This window comes from Sorangiineae bacterium MSr12523 (assembly GCA_037157775.1).
GTDB lineage: Bacteria > Myxococcota_A > Polyangia > Polyangiales > Polyangiaceae > Pendulispora > Pendulispora brunnea.
Genome location: CP089982.1, coordinates 6,299,760 through 6,317,830 on the forward strand (window position 1 = coordinate 6,299,760; position 18,071 = coordinate 6,317,830).

Consider the following 18,071-nt stretch of genomic DNA (forward strand, 5'->3'; position numbering starts at 1 on the left):
AGGTTGCGACGAGTGGGTTGCAAAGTCCTATATCGAACACCGTAGGCACCAACGTCGCATGAAGTGCCATTTCCCACACTGAACAGTATTTTTGGCAAATAACACAAAGACTGGTAGAGCTTGTAGCAACGGCGCCGCGGCCTCGGATACGATGATGTGATTCGGAGACGCTTCATGCTCAACGTCCGACCCCCACGAAGTAAAAAGGGGCCGCTCGTCCTTCTCGTGATGCTTCTCGCCTCGGGCTGCGCCGCCTTGGCGGGGCTCGGTGACTTTTCGGAGGGAAACGAGGACCCGGAGGATAGTGGCAGTCCGGGGTTCGTCGTGGCCGTCGAGCCTTCGACCATCGTCCTGGCGCCCAAAGAAGATATGAGCGCGACGGTCACGATTGCGGCCAATCCGCCGCTTCGGCAGGACGCGTTCGTGCGGGTCGATGGGCTCCCTCCCGGCGTGACTGCGGCGCCCGTGGCGATTGCACGACCCTCCGGCAGCACCGCCAAGGGCACCCTCGTCTTCCACGCCGATGCCGATGCGGGGCGCGCGGCCGGCGAATCGCAGGTGGTGGCATCGGCGGAGCCTTTGCACGACGAGGCCCCCATCCAGGTGCGCGTGCTCGGACCGCCCATCGTCTTCGATACGCCCAAAGCCGCACCTTTTATCGTGCCCGAGGGCATCACGGCCATCTACGTGAAAATATGGGGCGCCGGCGGCGGGGCCGGAATGAACGGTGCGACCGGGGGCGCTGGCGGCTTCGTGTTCGGGCGCATCGATGTCACCCCGGGCGAGGTGCTCACCTTGCGCATCGGCGCCGGCGGCGGCGCGGGCACTGGCAGCGAGGACGCCGGTGCGGCGAGCGGCGGCGGCGGCGCCGGGCTCACGGGCGTTTTCCGCAGCACCACCGCGTTGATGATCGCGGGCTCGGGCGGAGGCGGTGGCGCGGTCGGTTACTCCGGCGGTATCATCACCAACGGGGCCGGCGCGGGTGGCGGCGGCGGTGCGGACGGCGGCGCAGGAGGCGGTCCGACCGGGGCCGCGGGTGGCACCGGCGCCAACGGCGGCGCGGCCGGTTCGAATGGAAGCTGCGGCGACGCGGGAGCCACCGCGGGGCGTGCCCTCTTCGGCGGAACGGGCGCCGGCGGAACACCCGGCGGTCCGGGCGGCGATGCCGGCGGCGGCGACGGACGGCGTGCGGAACTCGGCGGTGGCGGCGGAGGGGGCGCGGGTGCCTTCGGCGGTGGCGGCGGAGGGTGCGGCACGAGCGTCATCGCCGTGAAATATGGCGGCGGCGGAGGGGGCGGCGGATCGAGCCTCGCCCCGGGAAAGGAAGCGCGCGTTCTCGATGGCAACGGCGTCACCCCGGGCGGCAACCGGGACGTCGATTACGACGGACGCGCCGGCAAAGGCGGCGCCGTGGGCGCGAATGGTCCCGAACCCGGTGCACCGGGCCGCATCGTGATTCGATATTAGAGAAGACTACGGTTTGAAAATCGGCAGCGGCGCCGCGGCCGTCGTGCCCTCGTTCACCACGGGCTGCACCGGCTCGGCCGGCCGCGCGATCTGCAGCTTGACGCTCTCGAGCGCCGCGCCGGGGATATTCTTCGGCACCATGTCGTGGGCGCGCAATTCATCCACGAGTCGCAATCGCAACTTGGTTGCCATATCGAGATCTTTGCCCGGCGGCACACGAGCCAGCACGCGCAGCGTGACGGTCTGCTGCCCAAGCTCGTGCACCTTCACCTCGACGACGCCGCGGTGGTTCAATTCGGCCTCGAGCACCTCCGCACTCACGCTTTGCAGCAACTCGCGCACGCGCGTGAGGTCTTCGTCGTAGGGCACGTGCACCTCGACGACCGCGTTCACGTACACCTTGGAGTGGTTCGCGACCTTGCGCACCTCGCCGTTGGGAATGGCGTGCAGAACGCCGGACTCGTCGCGGATCTTGGTGATGCGCACGCCGATTTCCTCGACCATTCCGCGCACGCCGCTCACCTCCACGTTGTCGCCGACCAGGAGCACGTTCTCGAACAGAATGAAGAAGCCCGCCACGATATCGCCCACGAAGGCTTGCGCGCCAAAGCCGACGGCCACACCGAGCACCCCGGCGCCGGCGAGCAGCGGAGTGGGGTCGATGTCCGCCTCCCGAAGGACCATCACCAGCGCGGAGAAGTAAATGCCATAACGCAACAGCCCCACGGCCACCGGAACGAGAGTCCTGCGCTGTTGAATCTCCCCGCTGGTGCGGCCCGCCGTCTTGTTGAGAAATATCTCGTTGATGAACAAGAGGCATACTTCGATGAGAACGCGGCTCGCATAAAAGATAGCGACGATTCGAATGCCCACGCGCCCCGCACGCGAAAACCATGTATCGGGGGTGAATTGGTCGGCCACCCACGTTGCGGCGGCCACATAGACGAAATAGTCGATGCACCGCTTCGTAATCCCTTTGAGGTGCGTCAAGCTGCCCAGGTACTTGAGGGGGCTTTCCAGCTTGGTGAGCTTCCCCGACATGACGAAGAGCAGATCGACGGCGAGGTGTGCCAGCACCACCAAAAAGCGGCAGCCGTAGAACGCCACGAGCACGTCCGTAGCCAGGACGACGACGCGGCGAATGGACGGCGGAAGGCCGAGGGCGAAGGTGACCCAACTGGCCGCGCCCCAAAGGATGGCCAAGCGCAGCACCGTGCGCAGGCGGGAAAGGACCTCGACGGAGAGCTCGCGGCTCGAGGAGAGAAGCGCAGACCGCTCGGCAAGCCTCGTCAGGGCGTCCACGCCATTGCGTGCGAGGCTTGCGGCAAGGGAGGCGGCCACCACGATGCCGACCGCGTAGGCCACGTGCAGGCCCACCGCTTCCATATCTTCTTGCCGCAGATTCCCGAACCACACCTTGACCAGATCGAGCGCGCGCCGGTGCAGGAAGGTCAGGACCATCGCGCCGATGAAGAGCAGCAAGCCGCCCACCGCCACCGCGATCAACGTGGCGCGCTTCATGCGCTTGCGGAAGGGCTCCGCATTGTGCGCACCGAACAGCGGCGTGTGCAAAAGGTAGCCCGCGAGGTGCAGCACCCCCGAAAGGAGAAGCTGGCCCACCACCATCAGCAGAACCAGCGCAATCCCAAACGCCACCAGGTTGTGCAAGATCAAGTCGAGCGCGGGCACCCTCATTTGGATGCTGGCGTCACATCGGACTCTATCTAAAGCGATCGCAAAAAGGTCAGGAGCGCGGTGCGCTCGTCCTCGCGCAAGCGCGTGTAGCGCTCGCGGCTTCGTTTCGCCTCCGCATCATGCCGAATGATGGCCTGCTCCAGCGTTTCGGAGAGGCCATCGTGAAAGTACGGCGCCGTTGCGCCGACGCCCCAGAGTGGGGGCGTGCGGAAGGCACGACCGGCACTCGCTTGCGGCAGCACCGCCTCGGTTGGGGCGGCCACCTCGTGCAGGAGTAGATCGCTGTAGAGGCGCACCGCGGTTCCGTTTCGCGTGCGCGACTCGGGCGTATGGCACGCCGTGCACCCGGTCTCGGTGAAGACAGCGAGGCCGCGCGCACCTTCACTCGAAGCAAGGGCGCGGGGCGGGGCGAGGTTCGCAAGGAAGAAGACGACATCGTCGAAGACGCCGCCCGCGAGTTCGCTTTTGGCCAGGCCCAGTTCGTTGGTGAAGGCATCCTCGACGAAGTCCTCCAGGCTGGCCATTTGGCCCTTCCATCCGAATCGACCTATTTTTCCGCCGGGCAGCGAGCTCACGATTCCGCGCACGCCGTCGCCGTCGCGATCGTCCGGATCGGCGCGCCCGCGGATGGCTTCTTCGGGGATGGCATCGATGAGCCCCGCTCCGAACAAGGTGGGAGTCTGCCGCCGTTCGAAGAGGTTGGCCCGGCCATCGACGAAAGGCATCTCGCGGGCGAGGCCGAAGCGATGGGCCATGGTGTCGCCGTGCGACGGCGGTTCGAACACGCCGTCGGCGCCGAGAAATCCGTGGCGCATGACATCGACGTCGGCCGGACCGGCGCCGCCGAGCACGGGCTCGAAGTGGCAGCTGCGGCAGGCATCGCCATTGAAGAAAGGGCCCAGGCCTTCGGAAGCGCGAAAATCGTGGTCGAAAAAGTCGCGTCCGCGCACGAAGCGCTCCCGCTCGGCGAGCGAAAGCTCTGCGAGGGGACCTCCGAGCGCGGACGGCGATGCCGCCGGGGCATCCTTCGGCAAGAGGCCATCGGCTCGGTAATGGCTGCCGCCCAAGGAGCCGAGAAACGCGAGCAGTGCGCGGCGCTGTCCTTCGTCGAGCAGCGTGTAATGATGCTTCGCGCGCGCCGCCTCTCCACCGTGTGCGCGAATGGCCTCGTCCACCGTATCGGCGCGTCCGTCGTGCAAATACGGGCCCGCGGCCGCCAGGCCCCACAGGGGCGCCGTGCGAAAGTCGCGACCGCTCGCCTCGCCCACGATGACGTCATCGGCGAGCTCCTCGCCCATGTCGTGGAGCAACAAATCGGTGTAGGCGGGAATCGCCCCGCGCGGTCCGCGCAGCGACGGCGCATGGCACGAGGTGCATCCACACACGTGAAATGCCTTTTCGCCGGCACGCGTTTCGCGGGTCGGCGCATCGGGGGCGGGCGGCGCGAGCAACGCCACGAAGGCCAAAAGATCGGCCAGATCGCTCTGCAAAAGCTCGGGATCGGCGGCCCCGTCGGCATCGCGCGTACGCAGCTCGACGGGCGCATCGCGCTCGGCCAATCCCACGAGACGCGCGGGCTCCACGGGCACGGTGGTCACCCCCATTTGATCGAAGAGCGCACCGCGCACGAAGCCCTGCAACGTGGCCATCTGGGCCTTGCGGCCGAAGCGACCGAGAAACCCGCGCTCGAAATTGACCTTGCCCCGAATGCCATCATGGTTCTTGTCGCTCGGATCGGCGCGCGACATGATCTCTTTCGCGGGGATTTCCGCGAGAAGCCCCACGCCGAAGAACGGCAAGGGCAGATGCGTCGCATGCGGCCGCGCGTGCGACGGGTCCATCGAGGTCGCGGTGAAATGATGCTCGAACGCCGCCGCGAACGTCTTCTTCGAGTGCGGCTCCAGAGGTACACCGCGGTAGCGCGAAGCACCGCCACCGGTGACCGGCTTCTCATGGCACGCGCGGCAGGACGCCGCATTGTACGACGGGCCAAGCCCCTCCGACGGGGCGAAGCGTCGCATGGCCACGAGCCGCCCCCGCTCGAAGCGCGCGCGCTGCTGCGCATCGATGCCGGGGATCGGCTCACCGAACGACGCGAAAAACGCACCGGCGGCGGACGACGAGGAACGAACCCCCGCCGCCGCCGCCATGGCCAGCACCAAGACGAACCCCACGATCATCCAGAGTGCAGGCGTGCGCTTCATCATGGGATCATTGCGCCCAGCTGCCGCTCGCGTTGCACTCGCGCGTTTCGGGCGCGTAGTTGGCTGCTTGCTGGCACCAAACGAGGATGGGCGCCGTCAGATTGACGCATCCGTGCCCGACCGCGAGCAGCCAGGCCTGTGCGCGCAGATCCCACTCGGCGACGTAGCAGCTCGGTTTGCCCGGGGTCATGGCGTCTTTCGCCGCGGCCTCGATAAGGCTCTCCAAGGTGGCGTGGCTATTGAACAACTCGCGCGGGAAGTCGATGTTGAACCCGACGCTCTTGTAGACCTTGCTCGCAAGCTGGGCGAAGTACGGCTCCCAATCCTGCACCGAGCAGCTCTTGGGCAGACTCAACTGCCCTTCGATGTCCACACTGCCACCCAACTCGCCACTCAGGGAAAGATCGCGTGCGCATTGCACTTGGTGCTTCCCGGTGGTGAGGCACGCCCATTGGAGCTTGTCGAATGCGGCCGCCTTGATGTCCGTATCGATCACGGCGCCAATGCTGCCGGAGCCCTTCACCGATGCTTCGTCCGGGCAACGGGCGCTCTTCTCCCCTGCCGCGCACGCGTACTGATCCAGCGTGTTGGCCGTATTTCCACCGAGGGTCTGCGCACTGGTGCACACCACGCGCGAACCGCCCTTGGCCTCGCACCCCCAGGCCCCTTCCGTCGCGTCCTTCGTCCCTCCGTTCTCGTCCCCGCTGCTGCCACAAGCCGACAGAACCACCCCAGCGATCAGCGCGCCCGACCAAGCCCACTTGCTATGCATGATTGCACCGCCCTTTCCATTGTCCGTATTGGTGTCATTCGAATCGCGCGTCCCCTCCCCATACGGCCCGCGTGCCCATTCCCCGTGCTTCGTAATTAGCAATCACAATGCCATTTACTACCCACCCTAAAACCCGCGTCGATTCACGCAATGGCATCGCCTTTTCGTCGCCGAACGAGCGAACTATTTCTTCCTCGACGAAATCTGCTTTCCTGCTTCGCGAGCTAAATCTTGGTGCGCAACATTTGAAAGTAGCGCCGGCCCACACCACTCGCCTCGGCAGCACGTCCGAGGTCTCCATCGTGGATCTCCAGCATGTGCCGGACGTACCGCCGTTCGAGCTCCGACGTGATGATCGCGCGGGCTTGCCGCAGTGGCAGTGACTGCGCCACCAGATTGTCGATCCAGTCGGCCGTGCCGCGGGCCTCGGGCGATTTCCGATCGGGCAACACCACGCTGCCCAATGCGAGTTGTCGCGCGATGGCGTTGCGCAATTCGCGAATGTTTCCTGGCCAGTCGTACTTCTCGAATCGTTGGAGCAATGGCGCGGGAAGCTGCGCCACGTCACCGCCCATTTGTTGCCAAAAGGTGCGCGTGAGAAGTTCGATGTCGCCGTGCCGGTGGCGCAGCGGGGGAAGTTCCACGCGGGCCACGGCGAGGCGGAAAAAAAGGTCGTCTCGAAAGCGGCGCTCCTGCACTTCTTCGTCGAGGTTGCGCCGCGTGGCGCAGATGACCCGAACGTCGACTTTGAGCAGACCGTTGCCGCCGATGCGGCGGACTTGCCGTCGCTCGAGCACACGAAGCAATTTGGCCTGCGAAGGCAAATCGAGATCGCCAATTTCGTCGATGAAGAGTGTGCCGCCGTTGGCCTCCTCGAAGATACCGACGCGGGTGCGATCCGCACCGGTGAATGCACCGCGCTCGTGGCCGAACAATTCCGACTCGAAGAGCGAATGTGCGACCGTGGTGCAATCGAAAACCACGAAGGGACCGCCTCGGTCACCCGCCTCGTGGATGGCCTCGGCCAATACTTCTTTTCCCGTCCCCGTCTCCCCTTCGATGAGCACGGGCACGGACGACGAAGCGAGTTTTTCGAATACGGGATAAAGCTGCCGCATGACGGGACTCGCACCGAGCACCGGACCGAATCCCGTTTCCACGGCGCCCACATGCAGTGGCGACGGCGGCGGCCGAATGCTGGTGCGCTCCTCGTCACACATCATCGACATGAGCGCCTGACTCCTTGTTGCTTGCTCCTGTCCCATAATGGTCGCATCGCGGCAAATCTCGTTAACAAAAAGTCAACTGAAGCAGATCGCTCACACTGTACTGGCCCAATACGTGGAGATCTGTGCCTACTCGCCTTGTCGCCGAACCCTCACATTGGAGGTATGAGCCTTCCATTCAAACAGGTCGACGTTTTCACCGGCCGGCCTTTCACTGGAAATCCGCTGGCAGTCATTTTCGATGCCGACGACCTCACCGATTCGCAAATGCAGCGCATTGCCAATTGGACCAACCTGTCCGAGACGACGTTTTTACTTCGGCCGCAAAATACCGCTGCGGACTATCGGCTCCGGATCTTCACGCCGCGGTCGGAACTTGTCTTTGCCGGCCACCCGACCGTTGGTAGTGCGCACGCCGCGCTGGAGGCAGGCATCATCACACCGAGGAACGGGAAGTTGGTGCAGGAGTGCAAGGTCGGACTGGTCGCGCTCACCGTGCAAGGCGACGGGCCGCAGCGATCCATTGCTTTCGAACTTCCGCAGGCACGCACCCAGCTTCTGGACGACGCCGAGGTGACCGAGCTCGAGGCCGTGCTCGGGGCCAAGGTCGAACGCGAGCAAACGCCGCGGGTCGTCGATGTGGGTCCCAAATGGACCATCGCGCGCCTCCGCGATGCGGCGCAGGTGCGAGAGTTGAATCCCGATTTGGCGCGCCTGGAGCAATTCGACAAGCGGCGCGGGACGACGGGTGTCACCATTTTCGGGGCGCATGCGGCTTCGAAGAGCGAGGGGCCGCACATCGAAGTGCGCTCGTTCGCCCCGGCGTTCGGTGCGCCGGAAGATCCGGTTTGCGGCAGCGGCAACGGGTCCGTCGCGGTCTTCTTGCGCGACACGGGCCTCGTCGAGAGCATCGGCCGGCGTTACGTGGCCTCGCAGGGCGCGCGGCTCGGTCGCGATGGGCGCGTGCGCGTCTCCATCGACGAAGATGGCACGATCCGCCTCGGTGGACAGAGTGTCACCTGCGTCGAGGGCACGATTCGGGAGGACTAAACGAAGCGCTCGACGAGGAGCTGCAGCCGCCGGCGCAAGACGCTGATCGTCGGGATATCGGAATACAGCCCCTCGACGGCCAGCATGAACACCTGCGAAAGCTCTTTCGATTCGAGAATGCTTTGGGTCGCCTTCAGCAGCAGGCGTGACTGCTTGGCCTGCACCTCGGGAAACTGGCGCTCGCACGTCTCGTAGAACTCGAGCGCCATGGGCGCTCGGCGCATGTCCGACCAGGGCTCCAAGAGCAGAATCTCGTAAAGTCGAAAGAGCTTTTCCCGCGGGCTGACGGTTCCGGCCAGCACCTTCTCCGCCTCGGGGTAGCGCGACATGAAATCGTGCTCGAGCAACGCGGAGAAGACGTCCTCCTTGTTCTTGAACTTGCGATAGATGAGCGGCCGGGAAATGTTGGCCCGCTTCGCGATATCATCCAGCGACGTTTTCGCGTAGCCGAACTGGAGGAAGCATTCGCGCGCGGCCTTCAGGATGGCGGCCCGCCGGGCAGCATCGCGCTCTTCCGATTTCGCGTCCGACATGCCGCGATGGTTACAATTGCAACGATATTTGTCAATGTTGCTACTGTGACGGATGCTACCGGCGGCTCGCCGCCAGCTTCACCGCGAGCCCCGCCAGAACGGCGCCCATGAACCATTTTTGGATGCGCACCCAGAACGGGCGCGTGGAGAACCACACGCTGACGGCGCCGGCGGTCATGATGATGGTGAAGTTCACCGCGAAGCTGATGGCGATCTGCGTTCCACCCAGTACGACGCTCTGCATGAGGACCGAGCCTCGCTCTGGGTGGAGGAACTGAGTGAAGATCGAGAGATAGAAGACCGCGATTTTGGGATTCAGGATGTTGGTGAAGAGGCCCATCAAAAAGAGCTTCGTCTTGGAATCCGGGGGCAGCTTTCGCGTTTCGAACACGGAGGGCGCGCCAGGCTTTACGGCCTGCCAGGCCAGCCAGAGCAGGTAGGCGGCACCGGCCAGCTTCAACGCGTCGTACGCAATCGGGATGGTGACGAAGACCACGGACAACCCAAAAGCGGCCAGGAGCATGTGGAAGAGGAACCCGAGCGCCACGCCGAAGAGGGAGAAAAGCGCAGCGTTCCTTCCTTGGCAGAGCGAGCGCGACACCAGGTACACCATGTTGGGACCCGGGGTGAGCACCATCATCAACGCGGCGAAGGCAAAAAGGGCGAGATCTCGCAGTTCCACCATGCTGACGCAGGAGGTAGAGCTCTGGTAAGGAAGCGTCAAGACGGCGAGCGCAGCGGGCATTACGATAGAAAGCGCATGGACAGCCTCGTGCTTTATGCGGTGGTGCTCGCCGTCCTCGCTGCGTTCCTCTGGCACGTCGCACGGCAGGACGAGTTCTTTCGCGTATCGATCCGCAAGGGGCGCGTGCTGGTCATCCGCGGGAGGATCCCCGCGGGCTACCTTGCGGATCTGCGCGACGTCGGTCGCCACGTCGAGCGCGGAACGGTGCGCGCGGTGAAAGACTCCGGGGGCGCGCTCCTGGTCCTTTCGGCGTCGATCGACGGGGTCACGGCCCAGCGCATGCGCAATAGTTTCTCGCTCTATCCCGTGGTGAAGTTGCGCGCGGCCCCGCCGCTCGCACACCCGAACATCGGGCAGGTGCTGGGCATCGAGTGGCTCGCATGGCGCCTCGCGCCGCCCATCGAGTAGACTCCGCGCCCGTGTCGCACATCGAATACGTGTTCTTCGGCTTGGCCCTCCTCGTGCCCCTGGTAGGCGGCGCGCTCCTGATTTACTTCATCGCGCGCTCGACCAAGAAGCCGCCGGGCGACGAATAGAGGGGGGCTGCTGCGGAAGGTCATCGTGGGGTGCTCTCCTCGATCATCTTGCTCCATGCTCGCGCCGGCTTACCGTGGAAGGAATTCCATGAGAACTCGATATTCCTATGGTTGCGTGTCATCGTTGATGGTGTCGGCCTGCCTCGCAGCTGGCTGTTCGTCCGGAGCGCCCGAGACTTCTACGCCATCGCAAGATGCGCTGCAGGCGGCGCCCGTCGAGGAGGACATCGTGGAGCAGTTGCGGCGCGTGCCGGGCATCGTGGAGATCCAAGAAATGGCCATCACCGTGCCCGGGCGCCGCTATTTGATGATTCGATTCGAGCAGCCCGTGGATCATCGCCACCCCGACGGGCCGAAGTTCACCGAGCGGTTCTCCATGCTCTATCGCTCGCGCGATCTGCCCATGGTGATCGAGTCGACGGGGTACGCCATCTCGCCCACGTACATACGGCAGGACGAGCCCACGCGCATGCTCGCCTCGAACGAGATCCTCTTGGAGCATCGCTTTTTCGGCGAATCCGTTCCCAATCCCGCCGACTACAGCAAGATTACCTCGTTTCAGAGTGCATCGGACGAGCACCGCATCATCACGGCCCTGCGGCCGCTGTTTCCCAAGAAGTGGCTTTCCACGGGTCTCAGCAAGGGTGGGATGACCGCCATGTCCCATCGCTATTTCTACCCCGACGATGTCTACGCGACGGTCGCTTACGTGGCACCCCTCAATTTCGATACGAGCGATCCGCGTTACGTGGCATTCCTGGAGCAGGTCGGCGATGCGACCTGCCGCAAAAAGCTGAAGGACTTTCAAGTCGAGCTTCTACGTCGCCGCACGGAGATCGAGCCCCTCATGCTGGCGGAGGCCGCTGCGGCCGGGGACGGATACGAGACCTTGGGCATTCACCGTGCACTCGATGTCACGGTGACGGAGGCGACCTTCTTCTTTTGGCAATACAAGGACGCGACCTGTGAGGATGTACCGCCGGCGAACGCGACGACGCAGCAGCTTTTCGAGTTCCTGCAGAGGATTTACTTCGGAAATATCGCGGACGGTGGATTTGGCGACCGAACCAATTGGTATCACGCCCCTGGCCTGTACCAAGCCGCCACGGAACATGGATATGCGGGTTTCCAATATGCGCACACGCGCCCATACTTGACGCCGGGGTTCATCGACGAACCCGCCATTTTTCCGCCGTTCGACGTGGAGAAGCATTACAGCCCTCTCTTGAGCGTCAAAATCGGTGCGTGGTCGTATGGGCGCGCGGAGCGCGTGATTCTCGTCTACGGGGAAAACGATCCATGGTCCGCCGGAGCGTTCCCCGTGAGCCGCGCGAATGACAGCTATCGCTATACGGCACCGCAAGCCGATCACAACGCGGACATCCATTCGCTGGTCGAGTCGGACAAGGCGGAGGTCGTCGCCACCCTAGGACGATGGATGGAGGTGCCCATTCGCGCGCCGCTCACGCGTTCTGCGAAAGCGGCCGACCTCCCGGCCCGCTTCTGAGCGCTAAATACGAAGTACGGCCGCACCCATCGTGCGGCCACTTTCCAAATCGCGCTGCGCCTGCACGACGTCGTCGAAGGCGTAGACGCGATTTGGCCGGGCATCGACGTGGCCGTTGCCCACGGCGGCGAACAGATCGCTCGCAGCGGTGAGCAGCTGGCTGCGGCTGGCCGTGTACACAGGCAAAATCGGCCATGTGACGAAGAGGGAGCGCGGTGCCAATTCGAAGGGGACGATGGGCTCCGGCTCGCCCGAGGCTTTGCCGAACACCACCAACGTGCCGCGCGGCCCAAGGGAGGCCAGCGATGCGCGGACCGTGTCGCGACCGATGGAGTCGAACGCAGCCTTGACGCCGCGTCCCTCCGTCAAGGCGTGCACGCGATCGCCGAGGCTTTCCCGGCTCCGATCGATGACCGCCACGCAGCCGGCTTCGCGCGCGAACGCCGCCTTTTCCTCGGTGGAAACGGTCCCGATGACGCGAATGCCCAGCGCGCGTGCCCAGCGCACGAAGATCGTCCCCACCCCGCCGGCGGCCGCTTGGAACAGCACCGTGTCGCCCGGCGATAGCGGCACGACCTCTTTCAGCAGGTAGCGCGCCGTCAATCCCTTGAGCACCACGCTGGCCGCTTGCTCGTCGGAGACGTTGTCCGGAATGGGCACCAGCCGATCGGCCGGATACAGACGCTCCGTCGCATAGGCGCCGTGAGGACCGTCCGCGTACGCCACGCGATCGCCAACCTTTACTTCGGTCACGTTCGCCCCGATCTCGTCCACAATCCCGGCCGCTTCGTTGCCGATCGGCCACGGAAAACCTGGCACCGGAAAGGTGCCGCGCCGGAAGTACACCTCGACGAAGTTCAACCCTATGACCGTCTGCCGGAGGCGCACCTCCCCCGGGCCAGGGCGGCCGACGGGCACTTCTTCGATGCGCAAAACCTCGGGTTTCCCATATTCATGAATGCGAACCACACGCGCCATGCTCGAACTCCTTTCACACGGACCGTAGGCGCGCACCGTGCCGGAATTCAGGCAGCAATATGTCCAGCGAGCCGTCACTTTGACGGATGTCCAGCAAGACCAGCATGAGCAAGCCAAGCAGGATGAACGAGGACGTCGACGCAACGGACCGCAACCTCATCGAGCTGCTGCGCAAAGATGGCCGCCAGCCCATTCTCGCGCTCGCCCGCGCGCTGCGCGTCTCGCGAAGTACCGTGCAAGATCGGCTCGCGCGGCTGGTGCGCGAGGGCATCATCAAGCGCTTCACCATCGAGCTCGCGAAGCCCGTCGAGCCAACCAGTGTGAGAGCGTTTCTCATGATCCGCATCGAAGGGCGCCCCTGCGCGCGCATGATTCCGTCGCTCATGGGCTTTCCGGAAGTCGAATCCTGCCATCACGTTTCCGGCCCGATGGATGTGCTGCTTTCCGTACGGGTTGCCAACCTCGCCGCCCTGAACGAGCTGCGCGAACGCATCGGTGCCTCCACCGGAATTCTCAGTGTCACGGCCGTTCCGGTGTTGCGAACCCACCTGGATGGCCCTATGTGACCCCGCTCCAGCCGTGCCCAGCCTTCCTCCCATCGAGCTCCTCTTCGTCGACGATCATGTCGTGGTGGCCAACAAACCGTCGGGCCTTCTCGTGCACCGCGGATGGGACAATGACGACGATGTTGCGCTTTTTCGGGTGCGCGATGCGATTGGCCAGCGGGTGCACCCGGTGCATCGGCTCGATCGGGGAACCAGCGGGGCGCTCATCTTTGCGCGCACGGCGGAGGCGGCCGCCGTGCTCGCACGCGCCTTCGAGGAGGGACGGGTTCGCAAGTCATACCTGGCACTGGTCCGCGGCATCACCCCCGAATCGGGCCGAATCGACTATGCCATTCCCCGCGCCGTCGATGGGCCGCGCGTCCCCGCGGTGACGAGCTTTCGACGGGTCGCCCCCTCCCCCATCGACCGCTGTTCGCTCGTGGAGGCCATGCCGGAGACGGGACGGCTGCATCAGATTCGACGCCACCTGCGGCATATCCATCATCCGCTGGTCGGGGACGTGAAATACGGTTCGGGGGAAATCAATCGCCACTACCGCGCCGTGTATGGGCTGCATCGCTTGGCGCTGCACGCGCGGCTTCTTTCCTTTCAACACCCCGCAACGGGCGAGCCCGTGACCGTCACGGCGCCGGTGCCCGATGATTTCGGCGCGGCGCTGACCGCGCTCGGACTCCCGCGCGACACCGACTTCGAAACCCATGTGGATTGACGTTCGTCCCCTTCGCCGTCGCGATTTTCGTCTGCTGTTCGCCGGACAATTCGTCTCGTTTTTCGGCACCATGCTCACGTACGTCGCGCTGCCGTATCAGGTTTTCCAACTGACCCGCTCCTCGCTGGCCGTCGGAGCCATCGGCATCGTCGAGCTCGTGGCATTGCTCTCCACCGCCTTCGCCGGCGGCGCATTCGCCGATTCGATGGACCGCCGCAAGCTCCTCTTGTGGGCCGAAAGCCTCCTCGGCTTGACCGCGTTGGTGCTGGCGGGCAATTCGCTTTTGCCGCACCCCAATGTGTGGGCGATCTACGTGCTCGCAGGGCTCATGTCGGCGCTCAATGGCTTCCACCGCCCGGCCCTCGAGGCGCTCACCCCGAGGCTCGTCCCGGCGGAGGAAATCGGAGGAACCGTCGCGCTCTCGCAGCTTCGCCACACCATCAGCATGATCGCCGGGCCCGCGCTGGCCGGATTCCTCATTGCCACCTTGGGGCTCGCATGGACCTTCGCCATCGACGTCGGGACCTATGCCATCGCCGTCACTTGCCTCGCGATCATGCGCGGCGTGCCCGCCCCGGCGGAGGCTGCGCCGCCCAGCATCGCGCGTGTCATCGAGGGCCTGCGCTACGCGGCCAGCCGGCAAGAGCTTCTGGGCACGTACATCGTGGACATCATCGCGATGACCTTCGGCATGCCCACCGCGCTCTTTCCCGCGCTCGCCGAGGCGCACGGATGGGGAGCCTCCATCGGCTGGCTCTACGCCGCACCCTCCGCAGGCGCCTTCCTGGCCACGCTCACCAGCGGGTGGACACGCAAGGTGCGCCGGCACGGCCTGGCCATCGCCATCGCGGCCTCGGTCTGGGGCGTGGCCATCGCCGCCGCGGGCATGACCGACCGCCTTCCGTTGGTCCTCTTGCTCCTGGCCCTCGCGGGCGCCGGCGACATGGTGAGCGGGCTGTTTCGCGGCCGCATTTGGAATGAAACCATTCCCGATCATCTGCGCGGACGTCTCGCCTCCATCGAGATGGTGAGCTATTCGACCGGGCCTCTTTTGGGCAATGCCGAAGCGGGATTCGCCGCAGCGCTCGTCGGCTTGCGCGGGTCGATCGTGTCCGGCGGCCTCTTGTGCGTCGGCGGGGTGGTGCTGAGCCTGTATTTCCTCCCCGGATTTTTGCGCTACAAAGCAGACAAGTAAACCGGATGGCACGCCCGCGCGAATTCGATATCGAGGTTGCGCTGCACGACGCAATCGACGTCTTCTGGACGCTCGGTTACGGCGGAGCATCCATGGAAGAGCTCATCAAGGGCATGGGGCTCACCAAGGGCAGCCTTTACAAGGCATTCGGCGACAAGCGCTCACTCTTTCTCATGGCGCTCCAGCGCTACATCGACGAGCGACTCACGCGCTACGAGGTCGGCCTCACCCGCCCCGGCTCGCCCAAGGCGGCCATCCGGGAGATCTTGCTCGACTACGTCAAACGCGCGACCGATCCTTTCGACACGCGCGGCTGCCTGGTGACCAACACCACCACGGAAATGGCCACACGCGATCCCGAGATTGCGCGCGTTCTCGCGGGCATGTTCGCGCGGCTGGAAGACCTTTTCGCGGGCGCGATCGCCCGCGCGAAGGCATCCGGCGAGGTGGACGCATCGAAGGACGAGCGCGCGCTTGCACGCTTTTTCGTGCTCACCATCCAGGGCGTGCGCGTGATGAGCCACATGCGCCCCGATCCGCGCCACCTCGCGTCCAGTGTGGAGGTGGCGCTTTCCGCGCTGTCGTCCGGGCCTATTTCGCGGACCCCAGATAATCCAGCGCCAGCCCACTGAGGGTGCGCACGCCCACGGGCATCGCGTCCTCGTCGAAGTCGAACGTGGGCGAGTGGTTTCGCGACGCCGTCTGCGGGGTTTTGCCTTTGGGCGGGGCGCCGAGCAGGAGGAACACACCGGGCGCCGCCTTTTGGTACTCGGAAAAGTCTTCCGCGACGCTCACCTTGTCCGTCAGCACCGCCTTGCCACCCGTGGCCCAGCGCAAGGTCGGGATCATGCGCTCGGTGAGCGCAGGATCGTTGTTGGTCACGCTGTAGCCGGGCTGCACGAACTCCACGACGCCCTTGGCTCCATGCGCGGTGGCGATGGACTCGGTCATCGTCTGGATGCGACGTTTGGCATCGTTCCGCATGCCGTCGTCGAAGGTGCGCAGGGTGCCGAGCATCTTCACGCTCTCGGGAATGATGTTTTCGCGATTTCCGCCATGGATCGAGCCCACGGAAATCACAGCCGGCTCTTTGCTGATGTCGAGCTGGCGGCTCACGATGGTTTGCAGGTCGACCACGACCTGTGCCGACGTCACGATGGGATCGACGCCGTTCCAGGGCAACGCACCGTGCGTGCCCTTGCCCTGGATGCGGATCTCGAAGGAATCGGAGCTGGCCAACAAGGGACCGCCGCGGTACCCGACGCTTCCCGTGGGCAGCAGCGGCATGATGTGCAGGCCGAAGACGGCATCGACCTTGGGGCGATCCATCACGCCCTGCGCGACCATCGCGCGCGCACCGGCGATCTTGCCGTCGGGAACGCCTTCCTCGGCCGGCTGGAAAATGAACTTCACCGTGCCGGGGATGCGCGCCTTCATGTGCGACAGCACCTCGGCCACGGCCATCAACATGGCCGTGTGCCCATCGTGCCCGCAGGCGTGCATCACGGCGGTGGTTTCGCCGCGGTACGATGCCGTTGCCGTCGAGGCGAAGGGCAGCCCGGTGGCTTCCTTCACCGGCAAGCCATCCATGTCCGCGCGCAACGCGACGACTTTGCCCGGGCGCCCGCCCCGCAAAAGGCCCACGACCCCATGGCCGCCCACGTCGGTCGCCACCTCCAAGCCAAGGCTGCGCAGATGCTCGGCGACCAGCTTGGAGGTGCGCACCTCCTGGCCCGACAATTCGGGATGGCTATGAATGTCGCGCCGCCAGCCGACCATTTTGGGCCGCACCGCTTCGATCTCGCGCTCCAGCGCTTGCTGCGGCGCAGCCGATTGCACCGCCATGTTTTGCGCCATGCACTGCGTGGAGGCCATCGAGACCGCGAGCACGATCGCGGACGTCATCGTTTCGCATTTCATGGTTTCATCACGTTACGCTTTCTCCGGCACTTTGCGCAGGGCTGTGAGGAGTTGCGCGATGCCGGGGTGTTCGGGCATTTCGGCGCGCCGCACCATGAAGACCGTGTTGCGCAAGGGAGGCCTGCCCCAACGCACCACCTTCACGCGCCCCGGCGCTGCACGTGTGCAGAAGCCCGGAAGGATGGCCACGCCACGACCGGCCGCGACCGTGGCGACGACCTCCTCCACCTCCTCGAAGTGGCTCACGCTCGACCAGCGCGGGGCACGGCGGCCGAAATGATGTCCGAACCACCGGCCCACGACGTAGTCGCCATCGTCGTAGGTGACGAGCGGCACGTCTTGAAAGGCCTCCATGGTGCGCAGCTTTCGCGCCCACGCGGCACCGGCAATGAGGTCCAGCGTCTCCTCGTACACCGGCTCGACGCTGAGACGCGCATCGACGGGTGCGCGGTAGACGAAACCGGCATCGACCTGCCCATCGCGCACGCGGCGCAGCACTTCGTCGAGCTCGGGGTAGCGCAAGGTGATGGGCCGCTGCGCGAACTCCTCGCCGAGCAACACGGGAAAAAGGATGTAGCGCCCGAACGCGGAAACTGACGCGAGCAAAAGGCCGGTGTCCTTTTCCCCCTCGCCCTTGCGAAGAAGCTCGACATCGCGTGTGAAGCCGCGCACCAATCGATAAAGTTGGTCGGCCAAGGGCGTGGCCACCACGCGCGCCGCGCGGCGGATGAACAGCGGCTGCCCAAGGACCTCCTCGAGGCGGCGCAGTTGGTAGCTGACCGTGGGCTGGGTGCGATGAAGCGCCGCGGCCGCACGCGTGACATTGCCGGTCTCGTAAATGCTGGTGAACGTGGCGAGAAACGGCAGATCGGTATCCATCGAGCAAATTTATCGATGATGCACCGATCAATCAATTGATTCGCTAGTGAGCCAGGCGCACGTTGCCAAGCAACGTTTTGGTGACAAAG

17 protein-coding genes are annotated in these 18,071 nt (G+C 64.9%); 8 read left to right on the forward strand and 9 right to left on the reverse strand.

Annotated features, from left to right (window positions below):
• The first annotated feature begins 174 nt into the window (after nucleotides 1-174).
• Nucleotides 175-1,467 carry a hypothetical protein gene (locus tag LZC95_24295; protein ID WXA99923.1) on the forward strand — a complete coding sequence of 431 codons (1,293 nt, stop codon included), beginning with the start codon at nucleotides 175-177 and terminating at the stop codon, nucleotides 1,465-1,467.
• Between the two features lie 6 nt (nucleotides 1,468-1,473).
• Here the strand turns inward: LZC95_24295 and LZC95_24300 are convergent, their stop codons facing one another.
• The 4 genes from LZC95_24300 to LZC95_24315 form a co-directional block, all read right to left on the reverse strand.
• Nucleotides 1,474-3,162 (reverse strand): mechanosensitive ion channel family protein, encoded by a 1,689-nt coding sequence (locus tag LZC95_24300; GenBank protein WXA99924.1) that lies wholly within the window; start codon nucleotides 3,160-3,162, stop codon nucleotides 1,474-1,476.
• Nucleotides 3,163-3,191: 29 nt separating this feature from the next.
• Nucleotides 3,192-5,369, reverse strand: coding sequence for a c-type cytochrome (locus LZC95_24305; protein ID WXA99925.1), 2,178 nt, complete (start codon nucleotides 5,367-5,369; stop codon nucleotides 3,192-3,194).
• Between the two features lie 4 nt (nucleotides 5,370-5,373).
• Nucleotides 5,374-6,138, reverse strand: a complete 765-nt coding sequence (locus LZC95_24310) for a hypothetical protein (protein WXA99926.1) — start codon at nucleotides 6,136-6,138, stop codon at nucleotides 5,374-5,376.
• A gap of 224 nt (nucleotides 6,139-6,362) precedes the next feature.
• Nucleotides 6,363-7,367, reverse strand: coding sequence for a sigma-54 dependent transcriptional regulator (locus LZC95_24315; GenBank protein WXA99927.1), 1,005 nt, complete (start codon nucleotides 7,365-7,367; stop codon nucleotides 6,363-6,365).
• A gap of 162 nt (nucleotides 7,368-7,529) precedes the next feature.
• On the opposite strand from LZC95_24315, the gene LZC95_24320 reads away from it, so the two are divergent.
• Nucleotides 7,530-8,414, forward strand: coding sequence for a PhzF family phenazine biosynthesis protein (locus LZC95_24320; GenBank protein ID WXA99928.1), 885 nt, complete (start codon nucleotides 7,530-7,532; stop codon nucleotides 8,412-8,414).
• Here LZC95_24320 and LZC95_24325 read toward each other — a convergent pair.
• Nucleotides 8,411-8,947, reverse strand: a complete 537-nt coding sequence (locus LZC95_24325) for a TetR/AcrR family transcriptional regulator (protein ID WXA99929.1) — start codon at nucleotides 8,945-8,947, stop codon at nucleotides 8,411-8,413. The two genes, LZC95_24320 and LZC95_24325, sit on opposite strands and share 4 nt — an antisense overlap.
• A gap of 55 nt (nucleotides 8,948-9,002) precedes the next feature.
• Nucleotides 9,003-9,632 (reverse strand): LysE family translocator, encoded by a 630-nt coding sequence (locus tag LZC95_24330; protein ID WXA99930.1) that lies wholly within the window; start codon nucleotides 9,630-9,632, stop codon nucleotides 9,003-9,005.
• A gap of 75 nt (nucleotides 9,633-9,707) precedes the next feature.
• On the opposite strand from LZC95_24330, the gene LZC95_24335 reads away from it, so the two are divergent.
• A complete protein-coding gene (locus LZC95_24335; GenBank protein ID WXA99931.1) occupies nucleotides 9,708-10,100 on the forward strand; it encodes a DUF3634 family protein in 393 nt (130 codons plus the stop codon).
• 216 nt (nucleotides 10,101-10,316) lie between these two features.
• Entirely contained in the window at nucleotides 10,317-11,735 is a 1,419-nt protein-coding gene (locus tag LZC95_24340) for a hypothetical protein (GenBank protein ID WXA99932.1), read from the forward strand.
• 3 nt (nucleotides 11,736-11,738) lie between these two features.
• Here the strand turns inward: LZC95_24340 and LZC95_24345 are convergent, their stop codons facing one another.
• Nucleotides 11,739-12,713 (reverse strand): quinone oxidoreductase, encoded by a 975-nt coding sequence (locus LZC95_24345; GenBank protein WXA99933.1) that lies wholly within the window; start codon nucleotides 12,711-12,713, stop codon nucleotides 11,739-11,741.
• Between the two features lie 86 nt (nucleotides 12,714-12,799).
• Here LZC95_24345 and LZC95_24350 point away from each other — a divergent pair, with 86 nt between their 5' ends.
• Genes LZC95_24350 through LZC95_24365 form a run of 4 tightly spaced genes read left to right on the forward strand, consistent with a single transcriptional unit; the run spans nucleotide 12,800 to nucleotide 15,815 of the window.
• Nucleotides 12,800-13,279 carry an Lrp/AsnC family transcriptional regulator gene (locus tag LZC95_24350; protein ID WXA99934.1) on the forward strand — a complete coding sequence of 160 codons (480 nt, stop codon included), beginning with the start codon at nucleotides 12,800-12,802 and terminating at the stop codon, nucleotides 13,277-13,279.
• Between the two features lie 13 nt (nucleotides 13,280-13,292).
• Nucleotides 13,293-13,988, forward strand: a complete 696-nt coding sequence (locus tag LZC95_24355) for a pseudouridine synthase (protein ID WXA99935.1) — start codon at nucleotides 13,293-13,295, stop codon at nucleotides 13,986-13,988.
• Nucleotides 13,978-15,183, forward strand: coding sequence for an MFS transporter (locus LZC95_24360; protein ID WXA99936.1), 1,206 nt, complete (start codon nucleotides 13,978-13,980; stop codon nucleotides 15,181-15,183). Before LZC95_24355 ends, LZC95_24360 begins: the two co-directional genes overlap by 11 nt.
• A gap of 5 nt (nucleotides 15,184-15,188) precedes the next feature.
• Nucleotides 15,189-15,815, forward strand: a complete 627-nt coding sequence (locus LZC95_24365) for a TetR/AcrR family transcriptional regulator (GenBank protein WXA99937.1) — start codon at nucleotides 15,189-15,191, stop codon at nucleotides 15,813-15,815.
• On the opposite strand, the gene LZC95_24370 is transcribed toward LZC95_24365, so the two are convergent.
• On the reverse strand, nucleotides 15,775-17,103 hold the full coding sequence (locus LZC95_24370; protein ID WXA99938.1) for an amidohydrolase: 1,329 nt from the start codon (nucleotides 17,101-17,103) through the stop codon (nucleotides 15,775-15,777). The two genes, LZC95_24365 and LZC95_24370, sit on opposite strands and share 41 nt — an antisense overlap.
• A gap of 12 nt (nucleotides 17,104-17,115) precedes the next feature.
• A complete protein-coding gene (locus LZC95_24375) occupies nucleotides 17,116-17,982 on the reverse strand; it encodes a LysR family transcriptional regulator (GenBank protein WXA99939.1) in 867 nt (288 codons plus the stop codon).
• Nucleotides 17,983-18,071: the final 89 nt, after the last annotated feature.